We start from the raw sequence: 21206 nt of genomic DNA, 5'->3' as shown, positions 1-21206 counted from the left end.
TAGTAGCGTAGCTTTTTTCTCTCAAAGATAGATACGTTGAGTCTTTCCATCTGGTCAAAAAAGAAAAATGGCTTCTATAAGAAAACCATCACTCTATTTCATGATCTGCTGATTTTACTATCTTTTCCAAGAGAAACAAAAATATACATTTTTCTCAACGTAGAAAATCATATATTGGCATTGTATAATGTTAACATAGCCCAAAAAAACCGTCAACGTTTTTTTGATTTTATGATATAATATCCTTTTTTCTTTTCAACAACCTCAACTTCAGCAAACGTCTCTTCTAGTTTTTTGAGCGCGGATGGTGCACCTTGTTTCTTTTGAATTACAATCCAAAGTTCCCCTCCTGGCACTAGATAATCGAAAGCTTTTTCTAAAATTTCATGCACGATATGCTTACCAGCGCGAATTGGAGGATTGGATAGAATTGCGGCGTATTTACCATCTACATTTTCATAGACACTGCTTTGGAAAATTCGAATATTCTCCACATGATTGCTAGTAGCGTTTTCTTTCGCAAGCTCAAGCGCCCTTTCATTTACATCTACCATGTGAACGCGGCGTCCTCGAAACTCTTTTGCTAACGACAAACCAATCGGCCCGTACCCACATCCAACATCTAATATATCCCCGTCGATCTCCGGCATTTGAAATACTTCAATTAAAAGACGAGATCCAAAGTCCACCTCGTTTTTCGAAAATACCCCACGGTCAGATAAAAAAACAAATCGCGATCCTCTTAGTGTAAATTCCCACCGCTTACGATCACTTTTACTCGAAGGGTCATTAGAAAAATAATGGTCTGCCATTTGGTCACCTCTTTTCTTTACAGTTAAAAAAAAAGCTCGCATGAGAGCGAGCTTTTTTAAAGCTTCAAAAGTTAATTACTTAACTTCTACAGCAGCGCCAACTTCTTCAAGTTTAGCTTTGATTTCTTCAGCTTCTTCTTTAGAAGCGCCTTCTTTGATTACTTTTGGAGTGTTGTCAACTAATTCTTTAGCTTCTTTTAAGCCAAGACCAGTGATTTCACGAACAACTTTGATAACTTTGATTTTTTGTCCACCAGCGTTAGCTAGTTCAACATCAAATTCAGTTTTCTCAGCAGCAGCTTCACCAGCGCCACCAACAACAGCTACAGGAGCAGCAGCAGTTACGCCGAATTCTTCCTCGATAGCTTTTACTAAGTCGTTAAGTTCTAATACAGTCATAGATTTAACTGCTTCAATGATTTGTTCTTTAGTCATTGTAAATGTCCTCCCTTAAATAGGTTTGTATTGTTTTATCGATAACACGTAATTATCTTTTTAAAAATTAAGCGCCTTGCTCTTCCTTTTGATCTGCAACTGCTTTAGTAGCAAGTGCAAGGTTACGGATTGGAGCTTGAAGAACGCTAAGAAGCATAGAAAGTAAGCCTTCACGAGATGGAAGAGTAGCGATTGCTTTAACCTCATCAAGTGTTACTAGTTTACCTTCAATTACGCCCGCTTTAATTTCTAAAGCTTCATGATCTTTAGCGAAGTCGTTTAATACTTTCGCAGGAGCAACTACATCCTCGTTACTGAACGCGATTGCGTTTGGTCCTGTTAAGAATTCGTTTAACTCAGCCATTTCAACAGATTCTGCAGCACGACGAGTTAAAGAGTTTTTGTAAACTTTGAACTCAACGCCAGCCTCACGTAAGTTTTTACGTAATTCAGTTGCTTCAGATACTGTTAAACCACGGTAGTCAACAACAATTGTAGATTTACTTTCGCGAAGTTTATCAGCGATTTCATTTACAACTTGTTGTTTCATTTCGATTGCTTTGCTCATATTATTACACCTCCTGTAGATTATATAGAAGATGTACCGAAAGTGCACTAAAAACCTCCACGCTAACTTGTAGACATGGAGGCATATAGTCACAGAAAAAAATTCCGTTTCGTATATTAACACCTAGGTAGGAAATTAAGCCAAATTGGCACCTACTGTCTACGGTACACTATTTAAATTCACAACATAAATGATTATATTAAATCTTCTTTATGAAGTCAACTTCCAATTTTTATGCAAGTGTAGAAACATCTACGCGTACGCCAGGTCCCATTGTAGAAGTAACTGTTACGTTCTTCACGTAAGTACCTTTTGCAGCAGCTGGTTTCGCTTTTAATAGCGTGTCAGCAATTGTTTTGAAGTTTTCTACTAGTTTTGCATCTTCGAAAGATACTTTACCAATTGGAACATGGATGTTACCAGCTTTATCAACGCGGTATTCAACTTTACCAGCTTTGATTTCGTTAACCGCTTTTGTTACATCGAAAGTAACTGTTCCAGTTTTAGGGTTTGGCATTAAACCTTTAGGTCCTAATACACGACCAAGTTTACCAACTTCACCCATCATGTCAGGAGTTGCTACTACTACATCAAAGTCGAACCAACCTTGTTGGATTTTGTTGATGTAATCAGCATCGCCTACGAAGTCAGCTCCAGCAGCTTCAGCTTCTTTTGCTTTTTCACCTTTAGCGAATACTAATACACGTTGTACTTTACCAGTACCGTGTGGAAGAACAACTGCACCACGAATTTGTTGGTCAGCTTTCTTAGGGTCAACACCTAAACGAAATGCAGCTTCTACAGTTGCATCAAATTTAGCTGTGTTTGTTTTCTTTACTAATTCTACTGCTTCTGTTGCAGAGTAAGCAGTTGCACGTTCAACAAGCTTCGCAGCTTCTACGTACTTTTTACCTCTTTTAGCCATGTTTATTTCCTCCTCGAATGTGGTTTTAGCGGAATAACCTCCCACGTTTACGCCCTTATTCCAAGATTTTTCTTGAGGATGTGCGCCCATCCATTTATTTAAAAACGATACTCATTTACGATAATAAAGGTTGCGAATTGGACTTCCAGACCCGCAACCTTTTTTACAAAAAACAAATCGAATTAGTCTTCGATAACGATGCCCATACTGCGTGCAGTACCTTCAACCATACGCATTGCAGCTTCTACGCTAGCAGCGTTTAGGTCAGGCATTTTAGTTTCAGCGATTTCGCGTACTTTATCACGCTTAACAGTTGCCACTTTATTACGGTTTGGTTCACCAGAACCAGACTCGATACCAGCTACTTTCTTAAGAAGAACAGCAGCAGGAGGAGTTTTAGTAATGAAAGTGAATGAACGGTCTTCGAATACCGTAATTTCAACAGGAATGATAAGACCAGCTTGATCCGCTGTACGAGCGTTGAACTCTTTACAGAAGCCCATGATGTTAACACCCGCTTGTCCTAATGCTGGACCAACTGGTGGAGCTGGGTTAGCTTTACCTGCAGGAATTTGAAGTTTTACCATTTTAATTACCTTTTTAGCCACGAGACACACCTCCTTAAGTCCGTGATGTGGTCAATTGGACAATGATTTGCCCTCCCACTTCATCATTTTATCGGTAACGATAAAATCTTTTCAAAAAACGTCTCCGTTACCGAAGACGTACTGACTTAAAAGATATTATCACTTTTTACAATTCATTTCAAGTTTCATTTTATAATTTTTCAATTTGATGGAAATCAAGCTCAACAGGTGTTTCACGACCAAACATGTCTACTAACACTCGTACTTTTTGTTTTTCCATATCGATTTCTTCAATTGCACCTGTATAATCCGCGAATGGCCCTTCGTTTACGCGTACCGTTTCATGAAGTTCAAAGTCGAAATCAACAACTTCATTATCCATCCCCATATGTTTCATAATGGTAACAACTTCCTCTTCTAATAGCGGAGATGGCTTTGAACCTGACCCAGAAGATCCAACAAACCCAGTTACACCCGGTGTGTTACGAACAACATACCAAGAATCATCAGTCATAATTAATTCAACCAACACATAACCTGGGAATACTTTTCTTTTTGTTAATTTTTCTTTTCCGTTTTTCATTTCTACTTCTACTTCTTCCGGAACAACAACACGGAAAATTTTATCTTGCATCCCCATTGATTCTACACGTTTCTCAAGGTTTGCTTTTACTTTATTTTCATAACCAGAATAAGTATGGACAACATACCAGCTTTTTTCCATTCATTTAGGACGAGCGTCCTTCCCTCCCTGACGTACATTTTTTTGCACAAATGAAAAAACCCGTTCATCGGGCTTTTACACAGTTCTTATAAATAACATTATATCATGGATAAGTGCTTCTTATTCAAGAATTAACCGAATTAAAGAAGAAATGCCCATATCAACTACTGCGAAAAAAATCGCAAAAAAGACAACTGTTGCAATAACAGTAGCTGTCGAACGGAGTAATTCATCTTTTTTAGGCCAACTTACTTTTTTCATCTCGCGACTTACATCGCCGAAAAAGTTCGTTAAACGCATTTACGGGACCTCCAGTGCATCATTTCGATTATTTATTTTGTTTCCTTATGAACTGTATGCTTATTGCATGTTTTACAAAATTTCTTTATTTCAAGTCGCTCCACTGAGCTCGTATCTTTCATTGTAGAGTAGTTACGATTTTTACACTCTTCACATGAGAGTACCACTTTTTTTCTCATTTGTTATACCAACCTTGTAACATTATGTCCCTAAAAATGTATCATACAATAAAAGGCAATGTCAATGACATGCCTTTTACTTAGATACAAAAAAAGGAAAGGAAATCCCTTTACATCATTTCGAATTTAAAGTTGTATTCTCTCTCATTTCCATATATCTTTCTAATTTCCGTTTTACACGTTGAAGAGCATTATCAATAGATTTCACATGTCTATTTAGTTGCTCAGATATTTCTTGATATGAACGGCCATCCAAATATAAAGAAAGTACTTTTCTCTCCAAATCGCTTAATAATTCAGATATTTTTAACTCTATGTCGCTGTATTCTTCCTGACTAATAATCATTTCTTCAGGATCTGTTACCTTTGCTTCTGAAATAACATCTAATAGCGTACGATCAGATTCCTCATCGTAAATCGGTTTATCCAAAGAAACATACGAATTTAAAGGAATATGTTTTTGTCTTGTTGCAGTCTTAATAGCAGTAATAATTTGACGAGTAATACATAATTCAGCAAATGCTTTAAAAGAAGATAGCTTGTCCTCTTTATAATCACGAATCGCTTTAAAAAGCCCAATCATACCTTCTTGAACAATATCCTCTCGATCGGCACCTACTAAAAAATAAGATCTCGATTTTGCGCGAACAAAGTTTTTATACTTGTGTATTAAATATTCAAGAGCATCAATATTACCTTTTCGAACTAACTCAACGATTGCCTCATCCTCTAAATCGCGAAACGTAACGTTGCTAGTACTTACGAAGCCTGTTTCCACTCTGATCCCTCCGACCGCTATTTATTTAGAAATATTATACAGTAAGCGCTTAAAGAGCGTCAATGTCTCAACGCTCTCCTCGCCTTAATTTTTCTAATTTTTCTGTAATATCCTTACTAAATATTGTTCGCATAGCGGGTTGTTTCTCTTTGGTCGCTTTCGTTTCATGACGCACCTGTTGTTCCATCGCCTGCACTTCTAACTCTAGTTCACGTGCTGACTTTCTAAGCGCCCCCTGTCCAAAGATAACCCATTGCTCCGTATAATCAGAAGTTGCAACATAGACTTGTGTATTAATATTACGAAGTTCGCTTGCCAACTGTTCGATTTTTTCATCAGCAGTTTGATTTTTTCTAGTAAAAATAACCTCAACACGCGATTGCTTCATCTTTTTCTCAATACCTTGAACTGTATAAGCATCAAACACAATCATTACTTTCGTTCCTGTATACCCTTGATAATCTGCCATTTTATCAATTAATGCGTCCCTCGATGCTTGTAAATCTACATCCCTCAATTTCTTCAAGTCTTTCCAAGCCCCTATGATGTTGTAGCCATCAACGATTAAAATATCATTCATTTGTTACTTACCAATCTGGTGACGTTTACGATATACCTCATACATTAACAGACTTGCAGCTACTGAAGCATTTAAGGATGTAACTTTACCGACCATCGGTAAATGAACTAGGAAATCACACTTTTGTCCAATGATGCGGCTCATGCCTTTTCCTTCACTACCAATTACTAATCCAATCGGCATATTACCATCTAGATTACGATAATCTGTTTTCCCTTTCGCATCTGTACCAGCGATCCATAGACCACGTTCCTTTAGCTCATCGATTGTACGAGATAAATTTGTTACTCGTACAACAGGAATATACTCAATCGCTCCTGTAGAGGCCTTTGCCACTGAAGCTGTCAGTCCAACAGCTCGTCGCTTTGGAATAATAATACCATGCGCTCCAGTTGCATCTGCAGTACGCATAATAGACCCTAGATTATGTGGATCTTCAATCTCATCTAAAATTAAAAAGAATGGCTCTTCATTACGTTTAGCGGCAACTTTAAATAAATCTTCTAATTCCGCATATTGATATGCTGCTACTTGAGCAATTACTCCTTGATGATTCCCTTCAACAAGTTGGTCTAATTTTTTCTTTGGAGCATATTGCAGAAGAATTTTATTCTCTTTTGCTAATGCTACTACAATTTGAATTTGTCCTTTAGCGGCACCTTCTGCCACCCAAATCTTATTAATATCTCGTCCCGATCGCAATGCTTCAATAACGGGATTACGTCCAATAATGTATTCGCTACTCATGACAATTTGCCTCCTTCCGTTCCTTCTAACACATGAATCGCCTTATTTACAATTTCCTCTAATCTTTCACGATTGCGTAGTAAATAATGATAACCAATCACCGCTTCAAAAGCTGTGCTATGACGATATGTTTGTACGTCTGTATTTTTCGGAACAGTACCTGAATTTGCATTACGTCCTCTTCTTAATACTGCTTCTTCTTCCTCGGTTAAAAAATTCGTTTCTAATAAATGATAAACTACTTTCGCTTGCGCCTTTGCAGAAACAAAGCTCGTCCCTAATCGGTGTAGCTGGTTGGGACGAACTGTTCCTTTTTGAAGGAGGTGATGGCGGATATATTGTTCATACACCGCATCACCCATATAAGCTAACGCCAAGCTGTTTAATTGCTTTGCATCAATCATACTTATCCTCTTTTCCATCTTGTACCTTGAGCGGTATCCTCTAAAATAATATTACGTTCTTTTAAGTCATCACGGATTTTATCAGCTAATGCAAAATCACGATTTTTACGAGCTTCAATACGCTTTTGAATAAGCGCTTCAATTTCTTCATCAAGTAATTCTTCTTTCGTGAACATTAATCCTAAAATACTAAACAACGTTTCAAGTTGGTTGATATACGCTTCGATAACAACTTTTGATGTATGCTCTTCTAATAAATATTGATTTGCATGGTTTGCTAAGTTATACAACTCTGTTATTGCATTTGCTGTATTAAAGTCATCATCCATTGCCGCCTCAAATGCAGATTGGAATTCATTCATTTCAGCTAACCATTTCTCATTATGATCTGTTAAATCCGTACTACTTTCTATACGATGCTTTAAGTTTCGATAAGTCGTTTTAATTCTTTCTAATCCATTATTTGTACTTTGTAATAGCTCTTCACTAAAGTTAATTGGATGACGATAATGTACAGATAACATAAAGAATCGAATTAATTGCGGATCATATTGCTTAATAATATCGTGAACAAGAATAAAGTTCCCTAACGATTTAGACATTTTCTCATTGTTAATATTAATATAACCATTATGCATCCAGTAGCGCGCAAATGGTTTTCCAGTCAAAGCTTCTGATTGCGCAATTTCATTTTCGTGATGCGGGAATGATAAATCTTGCCCACCAGCATGAATGTCAATTGAATCTCCTAAATATTTTCTTGCCATTGCAGAGCATTCAATATGCCAACCTGGACGTCCTTTCCCCCAAGGGCTTTCCCAGAAGATTTCCCCTTCTTTCGCCGCCTTCCATAGAGCAAAGTCGAGTGGGTCTTGTTTCTTTTCTCCCACTTCAATACGTGCACCATGACGTAAATCTTCAATTGCTTGATGCGATAACTTACCGTATCCTTCAAACTCTTTTGTTCTGTAATATACATCACCCTCAGATTCATATGCATACCCTTTATTCACAAGTTCCTGAATAAATTCAATAATGATATCCATATTTTCTGTTACTCGTGGATGAACTGTTGCATGTTTGCAACCAAGTGCCGTTACATCCTCAAAGTACGCTTCGATAAAACGATCTGCAATTGTTGGGACATCTTCTCCAAGTTCATTTGCAGCCTTAATTAATTTATCATCGACATCAGTAAAGTTGGAAACATATTGGACATCATATCCTTTATGTTCTAAGTAACGACGCACTGTATCAAATACCATAGGCGGTCTTGCATTCCCAATATGAATATAGTTGTATACTGTAGGTCCGCATACGTACATCTTTACTTTCTTTTCTTCTAAAGGAATAAATTCTTCCTTCTGACGTGTTAATGTATTATAAATGTGAATAGTCATTGTTATCCTTCCTTTCTACTTTCAATGCAAGCTGCTTCTTTAATGCTTCTATCTCTGCTTCCATTACTTTTAATTTATCAAAAATTGGATCTGGTAAATCTGAATGATTTAACTCCTGCCCAATCTTCACTCCATTTTGAATCACGACGCGTCCCGGTATACCTACAACTGTAGAATGTGCAGGAACTTCTTTTAATACGACAGACCCTGCTCCAATTTTAGAATTTTCCCCAACCGTAATAGATCCAAGTACTTTTGCCCCTGTTGAAATGAGTACATTATCCTTAATAGTTGGATGCCTTTTTCCTTTTTCTTTCCCAGTACCCCCAAGTGTAACACCTTGATAAATCGTTACGTTATCTCCAATTTCACATGTTTCTCCAATGACTACACCCATACCATGGTCAATAAAAAAACGACGACCGATTGTTGCTCCTGGGTGAATTTCGATACCAGTAAAAAACCGACTAACTTGTGAAATGAAGCGTGCAATAAAGAAAAACTTTTTTTTATAAAAAGCATGTGCAATTCGATGTGCCCAAACTGCATGCAATCCAGAATAAGTTAAAATGACTTCGAAATAACTTCTTGCCGCTGGATCCTGTTCAAAAACGACTTCAATATCTTCTCGAAGCCTCTTAAACATTAATGTCCCCTCCCCTTACAGGCTACTTTTTTAAGTGAACTGCGTTTTTCTCCCTTAGCCCCTCTTTTACTCAAACATATAAAGTGGAAATGTATACAACCTAGCCCTTTCTTAGGAACAGCTACCGCTTCTGCTCATTTCTTTTTTTGTAAAGTAAGGTAAGCAGCTTAAGCCATAAATGATGGAATAAAAAAAGGCGTCTCTGTCAAATTGACAGAGACGCCTTTTTAGCGCGGTTCCACTCTGTTTAGGCCAAAAAAGCCTCAAACTCATTCTTAATAACGGCTGATACCGCTTCTGCTTACTTTTCGTCTTTCGGGCGTTTTCCGAAATTATTCGTTGTTGGGCAGAAGACTCGAAGGTGCATTTCAAAAAACCGCTTATAAACCACTTCCAGCCAAAGATGGTTCTCTCTGTAAAAAGCCTGTTTTTCTACTTCTCCTTCTCGTCGCTTTTCCTTATTTACTTTTGAGTATTCTTATTATATTTCGAAATTCGTTAAATGTTAACCAATTACTTTTTGAATACGTTTTAAGACTTTCTCTTTTCCAAGAAGCGCAATCGCATTTGGAAGTTCTGGACCATGTGTTTGCCCAGTTGTTGCAACACGGATTGGCATAAATAAGTTTTTACCCTTATGTCCTGTTTCCTTTTGAACCGCTTTAATTGCTTTCTTAATTGCAGCTGGTTCTACTTCCTCTAGAGCCTCTAATCCTACTGCAAACGCACGAAGCACTTCAGGTACTTGTTCACCTTTTAATACTTCTTTTCCTTCTTCTTCAAAGTCTACATGATCCTTGAAGAACATTTCAGAAAGCTCTACAATTTCAGCTCCATAGCTCATTTGTTCATGATATAAAGCAATTACATCACGAACCCAAGCTGCTTCTTGCTCACTTAACTCTTCACTTACACGACCAGCTTTTACTAAGTGCGGTAAGCTTAATGCAACAACAGTATCTAAATCTTGTTTTTTCATATATTGGTTATTCATCCATTTTAATTTTTGGGAATCGAATAACGCAGGTGATTTTGATAAACGAGCTGCATCAAACATCTTAATAAACTCATCTTTTGAGAAGATTTCCTCTTCTCCTACTGGTGACCAACCTAGTAATGCAATGAAGTTAAAAATTGCTTCTGGAAGATATCCAAGTGCTTCATATTGTTCAATAAATTGAATAATAGATTCATCGCGTTTACTTAATTTTTTACGGCTTTCATTTACGATGAGTGTCATATGACCAAACTGAGGAATATCCCAGCCAAATGCTTCATAAATCATCATTTGTTTTGGCGTATTCGAAATATGATCATCCCCACGAAGAACATGTGTAATTTCCATTAAATGATCATCTACTGCTACCGCAAAGTTATATGTTGGAATACCATCTTTTTTCACGATAACAAAGTCACCGAAATCGTTGGAATGGAATGTCACATCACCTTTAACAATATCATTAAATTTGTACTCACGATTATCCGGTACACGGAAGCGAATACTTGGAACACGGCCTTCCGCCTCAAATTGCGCAATTTGTTCCTCTGTTAAATTGCGGTGATTACCTGCGTAACGAGGTGTCTCACCACGAGCAATTTGCCCTTCACGTTCTGCTTCTAATTCTTCCTCAGTCATATAACATTTATAAGCTAAACCACGCTCTAGTAAATCTTCATATAACTCTTTATAAATATCTAAACGCTCTGTTTGACGATATGGTCCATATTTCCCACCAACGTCAACACCTTCATCCCAGTCCATACCGAGCCATTTCAAGTATTTTAATTGGCTTTCTTCACCGCCAGCAACGTTACGTTTCACATCAGTATCTTCAATACGAATAATAAACTTACCATCTTGATGACGAGCAAATAAATAATTAAATAATGCCGTACGCGCATTTCCGATATGTAAGTGTCCTGTTGGACTTGGCGCATAGCGCACTCTCACTTGCTTTTCCATAATTGGTACACCTTCCATTCTTAATGTCAACACATTCTATAATTGTACACCAAAAAAATCTGATTATCCATCTTGCAAACGAAAAACCATTATTTTTTCTGTAATAATACAACCGCTTGAGAAGCAATTCCTTCTTCTCTACCTGTAAATCCCAACTTTTCTGTCGTTGTCGCTTTTACATTAATATTATCAATCGATGTTTCTAAAAGTTCACTAATACGTTTCCGCATACTTTCAATATGTGGCGCCATCTTCGGTTTCTGAGCAATAATTGTACAATCTAAATTCCCTAATTCATATCCTTGTTCACGTACAAACTCCCAAACCTTTTGTAATAACACTGCTGAATCCGCATCTTTAAAAGCCGGATCTGTATCTGGAAAATGTTTTCCGATATCCCCAGCAGCAATCGCTCCTAAACAAGCATCAGCAATTGTATGTAAAAGCACATCTGCATCTGAATGACCTAATAAACCTTTCTCATATGGAATCGTAATCCCTCCGATAATTAACGGTCTTCCTTCTGCAAATTCATGCACATCAAAACCTTGTCCAATTCGAAACATTCTATACATCCTCCTCAAGCTAAACTACTAAACTTTATGATTCTATCTTATATCGCCATCTGTATAAAGAAAAGCCCGGTACGAACCGAGCTTTTCAACCATACTACCGCTATCTCTGAACGTGTAAAAAGCTTTCAGCAATTAATAAATCTTCTGGTGTTGTCACCTTAATATTATAATAGCTACCTTCTACTACGCCGACTTCCTTTCCAATACGCTCTACGAGACTTGCATCATCAGTACCAAGAAAACAACTTTGCTTTGCGCTTTGATGAGCCTCTAATAAAAGTGAAACAGAAAAGCCTTGTGGTGTTTGAACTGCTCTAAGTTGAGAACGTTCAACTGTCTCAAAAACTGCATCATTCACTACTTTCTTTATCGTATCCTTCACTGGCACAGCGCAAACGGAAGCACCCTTCTCTTTTGCCACAATTAATACTTCATGAATCATCTTATTCGTTACAAAGGGGCGGGCACCATCATGAACAAGAACATATTCAGTTTCTTTCACATACTGCAGTGCATTATATACACTATCTTGTCTTTCGGCTCCACCTTGAATAAACTGCACATTCTTTCGAATATCGTACTTTTGTATTAATGCCTCAAAATCAGAACGCTCTTGTTCATTAATTGCCATAATAATTTTTTCACATGCTTCGTCTTTCTCAAAAGCACGTAATGTATGAACGATGATAGGCACTTCATTAATAAGCAAAAACAGTTTGTTTTTACCAGCGCCCATTCGTTTTCCTTGACCTGCTGCTGGAATAATTAATGTATACATATTACAAATCCTCTGCTTATAATGCTTTTTCTAATAATTTACGCTTTGCAAAAATCATACGACCAGCCGATGTTTGCAGTACACTTGTAACAAGTACTTCTAACTGAGAACCAACGTACTCCTTACCATCTTCTACTACAATCATCGTGCCATCATCTAAATACGCAACACCTTGATTTTGCTCTTTTCCATCTTTCACAACATAAACATTTAACTCTTCTCCAGGGAGAACAACCGGTTTAATTGCATTTGCTAAATCATTAATATTTAAAACCGTTACCCCCTGTAATTCAGAAACCTTATTTAAATTGAAGTCATTCGTTACAACCGTTCCACCAGTTAACTTCGCCAATTTCACAAGTTTGCTATCTACCTCTTGAATATCTTCAAAATCACCCTCGTAAATCTCTACTGGAATCGGCATTTCTTTTTGAATACGATTTAAAATATCTAGTCCTCTGCGACCTCGATTACGCTTTAATGCGTCAGAAGAATCAGCAATATGTTGTAACTCTTCTAATACAAACTGCGGGATTACAATTGTTCCCTCTAAAAATTTTGTTTGACAAATATCCGCAATACGTCCATCAATAATTACACTCGTATCAAGAATTTTCCAATTCGAAGAAGATTCCTCTCCCCCTACTTCATTCTCTTCATTTTCGCTATTCGTATTTTTCTTCTTACCGCTACGCTGTGGCAGTGTAAATAACCCTAGCAACTCATTTCGTTTTTTAAACCCTACCTGGAAGCCTAAATAACCAAGTAAAAGAGTAAAGAAAACCTGTAACACGGTACTGATAACTTGAATTGTAATTTCGCGAATTGGGATTAAAATTAAATATGCAACGATAAGACCAGAGATTAAACCTAGCGTACCAAATAAAACATCTGTCACAGGCGCCTTTACAAGCGCTTCTTCAATATGTTTAATAAGCTGAACAATATAATCTACAAGCCAAAATGTTGTTAAAAATAAAATGATTGCACCAATAATTGCACGAACATATGAACCTTCAAGCAAAGGAACTGCACCAATATCTAACACATTCATTACTTTTGGGATTAAAAAGATCCCTAAAGCTCCCCCGATTACTAAAAAGAAGAGCTGTACGATCCGTTTTAACATTCAACCACCTCCTACTCATTATTAACCATTGTTTTGTGAATCAAAACGCCGAATGTAAAAGCGGACGTGCTTTTTTCATAAATCGTTTTATTTACCAATATATCATACCATATATTAAAAATGTTCTCGCGTTGTTATATTGTATAGTCAATGTAATATTCTTAATTGTGTCTGCTCATATAAAGGTGTTCTTGGATTCGTTTTAAACCTTCTCGTATTTTCTTCGCTCGAACTTCCCCAATTCCTTCCACATCATCCAGTTCATCAATCGATGCTCGACAGACACCTTGCAATGTTTTAAACCGGTTGATCAAGTTTTCAATAATGAGAGGTGGCACTCTCGATATTTTACTTGTAATGCGATATCCTCTTGGTGTAACACTTTCCTCCAAGCTTGTTTGTCCTGGGTAACCGAGCAATTTGACTAAGTCACTATCTTCTAAAAGCTGTGCATTTGCAAGATCTTGTAGTTTTTTCAATATTTGATAATGATCTTGCGTTTTTTCTTGATAGTAATCTTTTATTAATAAAGCAGCTTCAGCCTCCAAATCTGCCAGTAGCTCCGTTAATTGTAAGCGAATGAGCCTACCTTCTGTTCCTAATTCATGAATATAACTCAAAATCTCATTCTTAATACGAAGTACCATCTCAACGCTATGTAAAACGTGAACTACCTCCGATAACGTAACAACCTCTTCAAATTCTAGAATACCCAAATTTGTAATACCGTCATTCCAGACTGCTTTATATTTTTCTAAAGTTTGAATCGCTTGATTTGCCTTAGTTAAAATAACACCTATATCTTTTAATGTATAACGTAAATTCCCTTGATATAACGTAATCACATTACGTCTTTGTGAAATCGCTATAACAAGACTACCTGTTTGTTTCGCTACACGCTCCGCCGTACGGTGACGCATTCCTGTTTCAATAGAATCAATAGCTGATTCAGGAACTAATTGAGCATTTGCAATTAAGATTTTGCTCCCCGTTTCATTTAAAATGAGTGCACCGTCCATTTTTGCTAATTCATACAAGCTAGCAGGAGAGAATCCACAATTAATATGAAATCCTCCATCCACAATACTTTTTATTTGTTCATTGTACCCAAGAACAATTAATCCACCAGTCTGCGCACGAAGTACATTATCTATCCCTTCACGCAGCGGTGTACCTGGTGCAACAAGCTGTAAAATATTAAGCATACTTTTCACACGTTGCTTGTTTTCTTCCATAGCCTAGCCTCCTAATGTCAATCGCAGCGCCTCGCCTAAATTGGAAACACCAACCACTTCAATCCCCTCAGGAATTGTCCATCCACCTAAATTTTTCCGCGGGATAATTGCACGTTGAAATCCTAATTTAGCTGCTTCTTGTACACGTTGTTCAATTCTTGATACTCTTCTTATTTCTCCAGTTAATCCCACTTCTCCTATTACCGCATCAGTCGGTGCCGTAGATTTATCTCGAAAACTTGAAGCAATACTTATTGCAACCGCTAAGTCAATCGCTGGTTCATCTAACTTCAAACCACCAGCAACTTTCAAATACGCATCCTGATTTTGCAACAACAATCCCGCTCTCTTTTCCAACACTGCCATAATAAGAGATACACGATTATGATCAATTCCTGTGGCCATTCTTCGAGGATTCCCAAAACTAGTAGGAGAGATTAATGCTTGTATTTCTACTAAAACAGGTCTTGTTCCTTCCATTGAGGCAACAACTGTAGACCCTGCAACTCCGACCGGTCTTTCTTCTAGGAAAATTTCAGAAGGATTCAATACTTCTGCAAGACCAAGCTCTTTCATTTCAAAAATACCCATTTCATTTGTAGAACCAAATCGGTTTTTTACTGCTCGCAAAATACGATATGTATGATGACGATCTCCTTCAAAATAAAGAACCGCATCCACCATATGTTCTAGCATACGTGGCCCTGCAATAGCACCTTCTTTTGTCACGTGCCCAACAATAAAAATGGGGATTCCTTTCGTTTTCGCAAGTTTCATCAATTCTGCCGTACATTCACGTACTTGTGCCACACTTCCAGGCGCTGAAGTAACTTCTGGTAGATAGATGGTTTGAATAGAATCAATTACAACAAAAGAGGGATTCATTTCTTCAATATGAGCTGCAATGCGCTGTAAATCTGTTTCTGAAACAACGAACAAATTACGCCCATTTACATGTAAACGATCTGCACGAAGCTTGATTTGTTTTGCGGATTCTTCTCCTGATATATACAGAACATCATAAGCAGAATCTGCTAATTGTGATGATATTTGCAACAGTAAAGTCGATTTCCCAATCCCAGGATCTCCTCCGATAAGAACAAGGGAACCATCAACAATACCTCCACCTAATACACGATTAAATTCTTGAAATTTTGTCTCAATACGCGCTTCTGATTTTGTTTCTACTTCTGTAAGTCTTCTCGGTTTTGTTACCTCTGTTTGAATCGCATTTGCATAGTTAAGACGTCTAGATGATACAACTTGTTCCATCTCTTCAACAAGCGTATTCCATTGTCCACAACCGGGGCATCTCCCCATATATTTCGGTGATTGATAACCGCATTCTTGACATATGAATTTCGTTTTCTTTTTAGCCATATTCTTCTATACTTCACTTCACTTTCATAAACATATAGCTCGTATAAGAAAGAGGGCTATCGAATAGCCCCCTTTGTTTTTCTATACTTATTTTACCTTTTCTGCACTGCGAATGACAAATGATTCTCCTTCTTTATCAAAGATAACTTTTTGTCCTTTCTCAATGGCTCCTTTTAGAAGTTCTTCTGATAATCGATCTTCCACATGTTTCTGGATTGCTCTACGAAGTGGACGGGCGCCATACTCACGATCGAACCCTTTATCAGCAATCGCTTCAATTGCAGCGTCCGTTAACTCTAAATAAATCTCTTGTTCTTCTAATCGTTTCACTAGTTGATTTACCATTAGTGTCACAATTTCTTGAATATGTTTTTTCTCAAGCATATGGAACACAATGATTTCATCGATACGGTTTAAGAATTCTGGACGGAATGCTTTTTTCAATTCGTCCATTACTTTTCCTTTCATATCTGCATAGTCACGGCTCTCATCTTGTACGTTAAATCCAAGATGTTTATTGCGTTTTAATGCCTCAGCACCAACGTTAGAAGTCATAATCACAATTGTATTACGGAAGTCAACTGTGCGACCTTTAGAGTCTGTTAAACGACCGTCTTCTAATACTTGTAATAAAATATTAAATACATCTGGATGTGCTTTCTCTACCTCATCTAATAGAACAACAGAATACGGTTTACGACGAACCTTCTCTGTTAATTGACCGCCCTCTTCATATCCTACATATCCTGGAGGAGAACCTACTAAACGAGATGTAGAATGTTTCTCCATATATTCCGACATGTCGATGCGGATCATAGCATCCTCATCACCGAACATAGATTCCGCTAATGCTCGTGCTAATTCTGTTTTCCCAACACCAGTTGGTCCTAAGAAAATAAAGGAACCAATTGGACGTTTTGGGTCTTTTAAGCCAGCCCTTGCACGACGTACCGCCTTTGCTACAGCTACAACAGCTTCATCTTGGCCGATTACACGATCATGTAAAATGGACTCTAAGTTTAACAATTTATCCGTTTCTGCTTGCGCAAGCTTAGAAACCGGTATACGCGTCCATGTAGAAACAACGTTTGCAATATCCTCTACTGTCACTTCAGAGTTTTCTTTTCCTTGCTGTTCTTTCCACTGACGTTTTGTATCCTCTAATTTTTCACGTAAACGTTGCTCCATATCTCGTAATGAAGCAGCTTTTTCGAATTCTTGACTCTGCACAGCTGCATCTTTTTCTTTTCGAATTTCCTCAAGTTTCACTTCTAATTCTTTTAAGTTTGGTGGCGTCGTATAGGAACGTAAACGTACTTTAGAAGCCGCCTCATCAATTAAATCGATTGCTTTATCCGGTAAGAAGCGATCTGTAATATAGCGATCTGAAAGCTTCACGGCTGCGTCGATTGCATCGTCTGTAATGGATACACGGTGATGTGCTTCATATCGATCACGCAACCCTTTCAAGATTTGAATAGATTCTTCCAAGCTTGGTTCATCTACTTGGATTGGTTGGAAGCGTCGCTCTAACGCTGCGTCTTTTTCAATATATTTTCGATACTCATCTAGAGTTGTCGCACCAATACATTGTAGTTCACCACGCGCTAGCGAAGGTTTTAAAATATTCGATGCATCAATTGCACCTTCTGCACCGCCTGCACCAATTAATGTATGAAGTTCGTCAATAAATAGAATAATATTACCTGCCTGACGAATCTCATCCATTACTTTCTTTAAACGGTCCTCAAACTCACCACGATATTTTGTACCAGCTACAACTGTTCCCATATCTAATGTCATAACACGTTTGTCTCGTAATGTTTCGGGAACTTCATTATTTACAATTTGTTGTGCTAAACCTTCTGCAATTGCAGTCTTACCTACACCCGGTTCCCCAATTAGCACCGGGTTATTTTTTGTTCTACGGCTTAACACCTCAATAACACGTTGAATTTCCTTACTGCGCCCAATAACAGGATCTAATCTACTTTCACGCGCAATTACTGTTAAATCACGTGCTAAGCTATCCAAAGTTGGTGTATTTGCATTTGTCGATGAAGCACCTTGATGACCTGAAGCTGCTTCATTGCTTCCAAGAAGTTGTAACACTTGTTGTCTCGCCTTATTTAAACTTACACCTAAGTTATTTAAAACGCGTGCTGCAACGCCTTCACCTTCGCGAATTAACCCTAGTAAGATATGCTCTGTTCCAACATAAGAATGACCTAGTTTACGTGCTTCATCCATGGATAATTCAATGACCTTTTTCGCACGAGGAGTATAATGAACAGTCTGAGATACTTCTGTACCACGACCAATTAATGCCTCTACTTCTTTTTGTATCTTCTCTGGACTTAAGCCAAGAGCAATTAACGCTTTCGCTGCAATACCTTCACCTTCACGTACTAGCCCAAGTAAAATATGCTCTGTTCCAATATTATTATGACCAATACGAATTGCTTCCTCTTGAGATAAAGCTAATACTTTCTGCGCTCGTTCTGTAAATCTTCCAAACATCATAGAAATCGCCTCCTACTATGCTTCATTTTCTTCAATGCGTAATCTTTCACGGATTAAAGCTGCTCTTCGATAATCTCTTTCTTCTGGTCCCAGTTGTCCACCTGCATATTGCTGGAGAATACCTGGTTGAGTAAGCACCATTAGCTCCGTTAAAATATTTCTTGATATATCTTTTATATAGCCTAAATCAATGCCAAGTCTTACATCAGATAAACAAGTAGCAGCTTCTGCAGATTGGATTAAGCGACTATGAGCGAGTATACCGTAAGAACGATACACTTTATCTTCAAGCTCAATGCTTGAATTTTTCACAATTAATTCTCGCGCTGCCTTTTCCTGTTGAATTAATTGATGAATCACACTCGTTAAATCTGCAATAATATCTTCCTCAGATTTCCCTAGCGTCATCTGATTGGAAACTTGAAATATATTTCCTAAGGCTTCGCTGCCTTCCCCATATATTCCTCTTACAACTAAACCTAATTGCTGAATTGCCTGTATAATACGATTGATTCGTTTTGTTAAAACAAGTGCAGGCAAATGGATCATGACTGAAGCCCTTAATCCAGTTCCTACATTTGTAGGGCAACTTGTAACATAACCAAGTTTTTCATCAAATGCATATTCAACCACTTCTTCAAATACATTATCTATTTTGTTTGCACTTTGGAGTGCCTCAGATAATTGCAATCCTGGGAATAAGCACTGAATGCGCACGTGGTCTTCTTCATTCAGCATGACGCTTATATGCTCGCTCTCAGATAATATACAAGCTCCAAATTCTGTGTCGGCAAGATTTGGACTAATTAAATGCTTTTCTACTAAGACCCTCCGCTGAAGGGGAGTTAATTCGTTCATTTTTAATAACTCAAAGCTACCAAAATCCCTCGTCGTTTTATTCGCTAACTTTTGCTGAAATAACTCTGTAATCTGATTAGCTTCTTCAGCTGTTTGCATAATTGGAAAATGATAATTTTTCAAATTACGAGCTAAACGAATACGGGTGCTTAAAACAATGTCAGAATCCGATCCATCTCCCTTCATCCAAGGACTTATTGCTTCATTCATAATGCGATCGAGTGACATAGAACTACTCCCCCTCTCTATGTTCACTTATTTGTTTTTCAAGATTTCGAATTTGATCACGAATTTGTGCGGCCTGTTCAAACTCTTCTCTTTGTACATGCTGCTTTAAAGTTAGTTTTAGTTCATCTAATTCTTTTTTCAAGTGGATATTTCCTCCTATGTGCTTTGGAACTTTTCCACTATGCCTTGTATGACCACCATGCAATCGCTTTAACATAGGTTGTATTTGATCTTTAAACGCCTCATAACAAGAAGAACATCCAAAACGTCCAACCTTTGCAAATTGCTCATATGTCATTTTACAATCTGGACATCTCAATACTTTTGTACTTGAAAAAGTATTCTCCTTTTGTCCAAATGTTGCTGGCTCACCATTCAATAACCCTGCTAACAAGTCTTGAAAGGAGAAACTAGATTGTGATGATTGAAAGAAAGACGTATAGCCACTTTGTCCTGCACATTGCTCACAAAGATGAACTTCCGTCTTTTCCCCATTTACTACTTTTGTATAATGCAAGGTTGCTGGTCTCATATTACAGTTTTGACAAGTCATCTTTATCCCCACCTTTACAACAGGAACAATCAAAGCCCATAATGCTATTTATATTATGGGATTCCTTTTTCACTTAGTCGATTCTGGCAAATTATATGTTGTTTATAAAACCGAACGATCTTACTTCCAAAAACATTTCCTAACAAAAGTCATATTTATTTATATTTCAGCGTCTTTAACATTGCGCATAATATCCGTGCTCTAAGTTGATCCCGAGACGGTGCATCCATTAATAATACAGAGCGATCCAATACACTTAACATCAATTTTGCTTCTCTTTTTGTTATAATGCCTTCTTCTATTAAGCGTATAATCATACCTTCTGCATTACTTTGCGCGATACTATGCTCAATCATATGAAGCATTTGATCGATAATGTCTATATCATCATGCAGTTTGACTTTGATAATACGAATGTAACCGCCACCGCCCCTTTTGCTTTCCACTATAAATCCTCTTTCCAATGTGAAGCGGGTATTAATGACATAATTGATTTGAGATGGAACACAATCAAAGCGATCTGCGATCTCACTTCTCTTAATTTCAATTACATTGTTATTGCTTAAGTCAATAACTTGCTTTAGATATTGCTCAATGATATCAGATATATTTCTCATTTATCCGCCACCTTTATTGACTTTGACTATCTTTGACTTTAATTATATACGTATTAAAAAAATTTGCAACTCTTTTGCTCTTTCACTATCCTAACCATAATTTTCATTGTTTAATCATCATTGAAACGTTTATAAAACAAAAAAACACGAATCGATTGATTCGTGTTTAAATTGCTTGGCGACGTCCTACTCTCACAGGGGCAAGGCCCCAACTACCATCGGCGCTAGAGAGCTTAACTTCCGTGTTCGGTATGGGAACGGGTGTGACCTCTCTGCCATCAT

General features: G+C 37.5%; 24 protein-coding genes, 1 rRNA gene and 2 other annotated features. All 25 genes read right to left on the bottom strand.

The window, feature by feature from the left end; translation table 11 throughout:
- Positions 1 to 212: 212 nt before the first annotated feature.
- Positions 213 to 812 carry a class I SAM-dependent methyltransferase gene (locus MR063_RS18570; RefSeq protein ID WP_242200689.1) on the bottom strand — a complete coding sequence of 200 codons (600 nt, stop codon included), beginning with the start codon at positions 810 to 812 and terminating at the stop codon, positions 213 to 215.
- A 75-nt stretch (positions 813 to 887) separates the two neighbouring features.
- The gene (rplL, locus tag MR063_RS18565) at positions 888 to 1247 is read right to left on the bottom strand and encodes a 50S ribosomal protein L7/L12 (protein WP_242145447.1); all 360 of its coding nucleotides are present in this window, start codon (positions 1245 to 1247) and stop codon (positions 888 to 890) included.
- A gap of 67 nt (positions 1248 to 1314) precedes the next feature.
- Entirely contained in the window at positions 1315 to 1815 is a 501-nt protein-coding gene (gene rplJ / locus MR063_RS18560; RefSeq protein ID WP_242145446.1) for a 50S ribosomal protein L10, read from the bottom strand.
- Positions 1816 to 1854: 39 nt separating this feature from the next.
- Positions 1855 to 1998, bottom strand: a sequence feature (ribosomal protein L10 leader region).
- Between the two features lie 49 nt (positions 1999 to 2047).
- A complete protein-coding gene (gene rplA / locus MR063_RS18555) occupies positions 2048 to 2740 on the bottom strand; it encodes a 50S ribosomal protein L1 (RefSeq protein WP_242200688.1) in 693 nt (230 codons plus the stop codon).
- 182 nt (positions 2741 to 2922) lie between these two features.
- A complete protein-coding gene (gene rplK, locus MR063_RS18550) occupies positions 2923 to 3348 on the bottom strand; it encodes a 50S ribosomal protein L11 (protein WP_001085872.1) in 426 nt (141 codons plus the stop codon).
- Positions 3349 to 3517: 169 nt separating this feature from the next.
- Entirely contained in the window at positions 3518 to 4051 is a 534-nt protein-coding gene (nusG, locus tag MR063_RS18545; RefSeq protein ID WP_011983234.1) for a transcription termination/antitermination protein NusG, read from the bottom strand.
- 120 nt (positions 4052 to 4171) lie between these two features.
- Positions 4172 to 4351 (bottom strand): preprotein translocase subunit SecE, encoded by a 180-nt coding sequence (gene secE, locus MR063_RS18540; RefSeq protein WP_242145444.1) that lies wholly within the window; start codon positions 4349 to 4351, stop codon positions 4172 to 4174.
- Positions 4352 to 4383: 32 nt separating this feature from the next.
- Complete coding sequence (gene rpmG, locus MR063_RS18535; protein ID WP_012260172.1) at positions 4384 to 4530, bottom strand: 50S ribosomal protein L33; 147 nt, start codon at positions 4528 to 4530, stop codon at positions 4384 to 4386.
- A 115-nt stretch (positions 4531 to 4645) separates the two neighbouring features.
- On the bottom strand, positions 4646 to 5308 hold the full coding sequence (locus MR063_RS18530; RefSeq protein WP_011983232.1) for an RNA polymerase factor sigma-70: 663 nt from the start codon (positions 5306 to 5308) through the stop codon (positions 4646 to 4648).
- Positions 5309 to 5375: 67 nt separating this feature from the next.
- A complete protein-coding gene (locus MR063_RS18525) occupies positions 5376 to 5888 on the bottom strand; it encodes an NYN domain-containing protein (RefSeq protein WP_242145443.1) in 513 nt (170 codons plus the stop codon).
- A gap of 3 nt (positions 5889 to 5891) precedes the next feature.
- Entirely contained in the window at positions 5892 to 6635 is a 744-nt protein-coding gene (gene rlmB, locus MR063_RS18520; protein ID WP_242145442.1) for a 23S rRNA (guanosine(2251)-2'-O)-methyltransferase RlmB, read from the bottom strand.
- Complete coding sequence (locus MR063_RS18515) at positions 6632 to 7039, bottom strand: Mini-ribonuclease 3 (RefSeq protein ID WP_242200686.1); 408 nt, start codon at positions 7037 to 7039, stop codon at positions 6632 to 6634. The genes rlmB and MR063_RS18515 overlap by 4 nt, the downstream gene beginning before the upstream one ends.
- Before the next feature lie 2 nt (positions 7040 to 7041).
- Entirely contained in the window at positions 7042 to 8439 is a 1398-nt protein-coding gene (gene cysS, locus MR063_RS18510; RefSeq protein WP_242200685.1) for a cysteine--tRNA ligase, read from the bottom strand.
- The gene (gene cysE, locus MR063_RS18505; RefSeq protein ID WP_242200683.1) at positions 8420 to 9085 is read right to left on the bottom strand and encodes a serine O-acetyltransferase; all 666 of its coding nucleotides are present in this window, start codon (positions 9083 to 9085) and stop codon (positions 8420 to 8422) included. The genes cysS and cysE overlap by 20 nt, the downstream gene beginning before the upstream one ends.
- A 212-nt stretch (positions 9086 to 9297) precedes the next feature.
- Positions 9298 to 9543, bottom strand: a binding site (T-box leader).
- A 47-nt stretch (positions 9544 to 9590) separates the two neighbouring features.
- Positions 9591 to 11048 (bottom strand): glutamate--tRNA ligase, encoded by a 1458-nt coding sequence (gene gltX / locus MR063_RS18500; RefSeq protein WP_242145474.1) that lies wholly within the window; start codon positions 11046 to 11048, stop codon positions 9591 to 9593.
- A gap of 89 nt (positions 11049 to 11137) precedes the next feature.
- Positions 11138 to 11614: a 2-C-methyl-D-erythritol 2,4-cyclodiphosphate synthase gene (gene ispF / locus MR063_RS18495; RefSeq protein WP_011983225.1), complete on the bottom strand. Its 477-nt coding sequence runs from the start codon at positions 11612 to 11614 to the stop codon at positions 11138 to 11140.
- A 109-nt stretch (positions 11615 to 11723) separates the two neighbouring features.
- The gene (gene ispD / locus MR063_RS18490) at positions 11724 to 12401 is read right to left on the bottom strand and encodes a 2-C-methyl-D-erythritol 4-phosphate cytidylyltransferase (RefSeq protein WP_242200682.1); all 678 of its coding nucleotides are present in this window, start codon (positions 12399 to 12401) and stop codon (positions 11724 to 11726) included.
- A 16-nt stretch (positions 12402 to 12417) separates the two neighbouring features.
- A complete protein-coding gene (locus tag MR063_RS18485) occupies positions 12418 to 13530 on the bottom strand; it encodes a PIN/TRAM domain-containing protein (protein ID WP_242145437.1) in 1113 nt (370 codons plus the stop codon).
- Positions 13531 to 13691: 161 nt separating this feature from the next.
- Entirely contained in the window at positions 13692 to 14765 is a 1074-nt protein-coding gene (gene disA / locus MR063_RS18480) for a DNA integrity scanning diadenylate cyclase DisA (protein ID WP_011983222.1), read from the bottom strand.
- 3 nt (positions 14766 to 14768) lie between these two features.
- Complete coding sequence (gene radA / locus MR063_RS18475; RefSeq protein ID WP_242145435.1) at positions 14769 to 16145, bottom strand: DNA repair protein RadA; 1377 nt, start codon at positions 16143 to 16145, stop codon at positions 14769 to 14771.
- 87 nt (positions 16146 to 16232) lie between these two features.
- Positions 16233 to 18668, bottom strand: coding sequence for an ATP-dependent protease ATP-binding subunit ClpC (clpC, locus tag MR063_RS18470; protein ID WP_242145434.1), 2436 nt, complete (start codon positions 18666 to 18668; stop codon positions 16233 to 16235).
- 15 nt (positions 18669 to 18683) lie between these two features.
- Positions 18684 to 19754, bottom strand: a complete 1071-nt coding sequence (locus tag MR063_RS18465; RefSeq protein ID WP_242200679.1) for a protein-arginine kinase McsB — start codon at positions 19752 to 19754, stop codon at positions 18684 to 18686.
- 4 nt (positions 19755 to 19758) lie between these two features.
- Positions 19759 to 20307, bottom strand: a complete 549-nt coding sequence (locus MR063_RS18460; RefSeq protein ID WP_242200675.1) for a protein-arginine kinase activator protein McsA — start codon at positions 20305 to 20307, stop codon at positions 19759 to 19761.
- Positions 20308 to 20462: 155 nt separating this feature from the next.
- On the bottom strand, positions 20463 to 20924 hold the full coding sequence (locus MR063_RS18455; RefSeq protein ID WP_011983217.1) for a CtsR family transcriptional regulator: 462 nt from the start codon (positions 20922 to 20924) through the stop codon (positions 20463 to 20465).
- 173 nt (positions 20925 to 21097) lie between these two features.
- Positions 21098 to 21206, bottom strand: a 5S ribosomal RNA gene (gene rrf / locus MR063_RS18450); the annotation flags it as partial.

This window comes from Bacillus cereus group sp. BfR-BA-01492, assembly GCF_022662815.1.
GTDB lineage: Bacteria > Bacillota > Bacilli > Bacillales > Bacillaceae_G > Bacillus_A > Bacillus_A cereus_BD.
The sequence above is the reverse complement of the archived record's forward strand: the minus strand, read 5'-3'. Positions and strand labels throughout refer to the sequence as shown.

What these genes read in the sequence shown, in the direction of transcription:
- cysE (WP_242200683.1), bottom strand. Translation starts at nt 9,085, where the DNA reads ATGTTTAAGAGGCTTCGAGAAGATATTGAAGTCGTTTTTGAACAGGAT.
- MR063_RS18455 (WP_011983217.1), bottom strand. Translation starts at nt 20,924, where the DNA reads ATGAGAAATATATCTGATATCATTGAGCAATATCTAAAGCAAGTTATT.
- MR063_RS18515 (WP_242200686.1), bottom strand. Translation starts at nt 7,039, where the DNA reads ATGATTGATGCAAAGCAATTAAACAGCTTGGCGTTAGCTTATATGGGT.
- gltX (WP_242145474.1), bottom strand. Translation starts at nt 11,048, where the DNA reads ATGGAAAAGCAAGTGAGAGTGCGCTATGCGCCAAGTCCAACAGGACAC.
- rplA (WP_242200688.1), bottom strand. Translation starts at nt 2,740, where the DNA reads ATGGCTAAAAGAGGTAAAAAGTACGTAGAAGCTGCGAAGCTTGTTGAA.
- ispD (WP_242200682.1), bottom strand. Translation starts at nt 12,401, where the DNA reads ATGTATACATTAATTATTCCAGCAGCAGGTCAAGGAAAACGAATGGGC.
- disA (WP_011983222.1), bottom strand. Translation starts at nt 14,765, where the DNA reads ATGGAAGAAAACAAGCAACGTGTGAAAAGTATGCTTAATATTTTACAG.
- ispF (WP_011983225.1), bottom strand. Translation starts at nt 11,614, where the DNA reads ATGTTTCGAATTGGACAAGGTTTTGATGTGCATGAATTTGCAGAAGGA.
- radA (WP_242145435.1), bottom strand. Translation starts at nt 16,145, where the DNA reads ATGGCTAAAAAGAAAACGAAATTCATATGTCAAGAATGCGGTTATCAA.
- MR063_RS18525 (WP_242145443.1), bottom strand. Translation starts at nt 5,888, where the DNA reads ATGAATGATATTTTAATCGTTGATGGCTACAACATCATAGGGGCTTGG.
- MR063_RS18485 (WP_242145437.1), bottom strand. Translation starts at nt 13,530, where the DNA reads ATGTTAAAACGGATCGTACAGCTCTTCTTTTTAGTAATCGGGGGAGCT.
- clpC (WP_242145434.1), bottom strand. Translation starts at nt 18,668, where the DNA reads ATGATGTTTGGAAGATTTACAGAACGAGCGCAGAAAGTATTAGCTTTA.
- MR063_RS18460 (WP_242200675.1), bottom strand. Translation starts at nt 20,307, where the DNA reads ATGACTTGTCAAAACTGTAATATGAGACCAGCAACCTTGCATTATACA.
- secE (WP_242145444.1), bottom strand. Translation starts at nt 4,351, where the DNA reads ATGCGTTTAACGAACTTTTTCGGCGATGTAAGTCGCGAGATGAAAAAA.
- rlmB (WP_242145442.1), bottom strand. Translation starts at nt 6,635, where the DNA reads ATGAGTAGCGAATACATTATTGGACGTAATCCCGTTATTGAAGCATTG.
- MR063_RS18570 (WP_242200689.1), bottom strand. Translation starts at nt 812, where the DNA reads ATGGCAGACCATTATTTTTCTAATGACCCTTCGAGTAAAAGTGATCGT.
- rpmG (WP_012260172.1), bottom strand. Translation starts at nt 4,530, where the DNA reads ATGAGAAAAAAAGTGGTACTCTCATGTGAAGAGTGTAAAAATCGTAAC.
- rplJ (WP_242145446.1), bottom strand. Translation starts at nt 1,815, where the DNA reads ATGAGCAAAGCAATCGAAATGAAACAACAAGTTGTAAATGAAATCGCT.
- MR063_RS18465 (WP_242200679.1), bottom strand. Translation starts at nt 19,754, where the DNA reads ATGTCACTCGATCGCATTATGAATGAAGCAATAAGTCCTTGGATGAAG.
- rplL (WP_242145447.1), bottom strand. Translation starts at nt 1,247, where the DNA reads ATGACTAAAGAACAAATCATTGAAGCAGTTAAATCTATGACTGTATTA.
- nusG (WP_011983234.1), bottom strand. Translation starts at nt 4,051, where the DNA reads ATGGAAAAAAGCTGGTATGTTGTCCATACTTATTCTGGTTATGAAAAT.
- cysS (WP_242200685.1), bottom strand. Translation starts at nt 8,439, where the DNA reads ATGACTATTCACATTTATAATACATTAACACGTCAGAAGGAAGAATTT.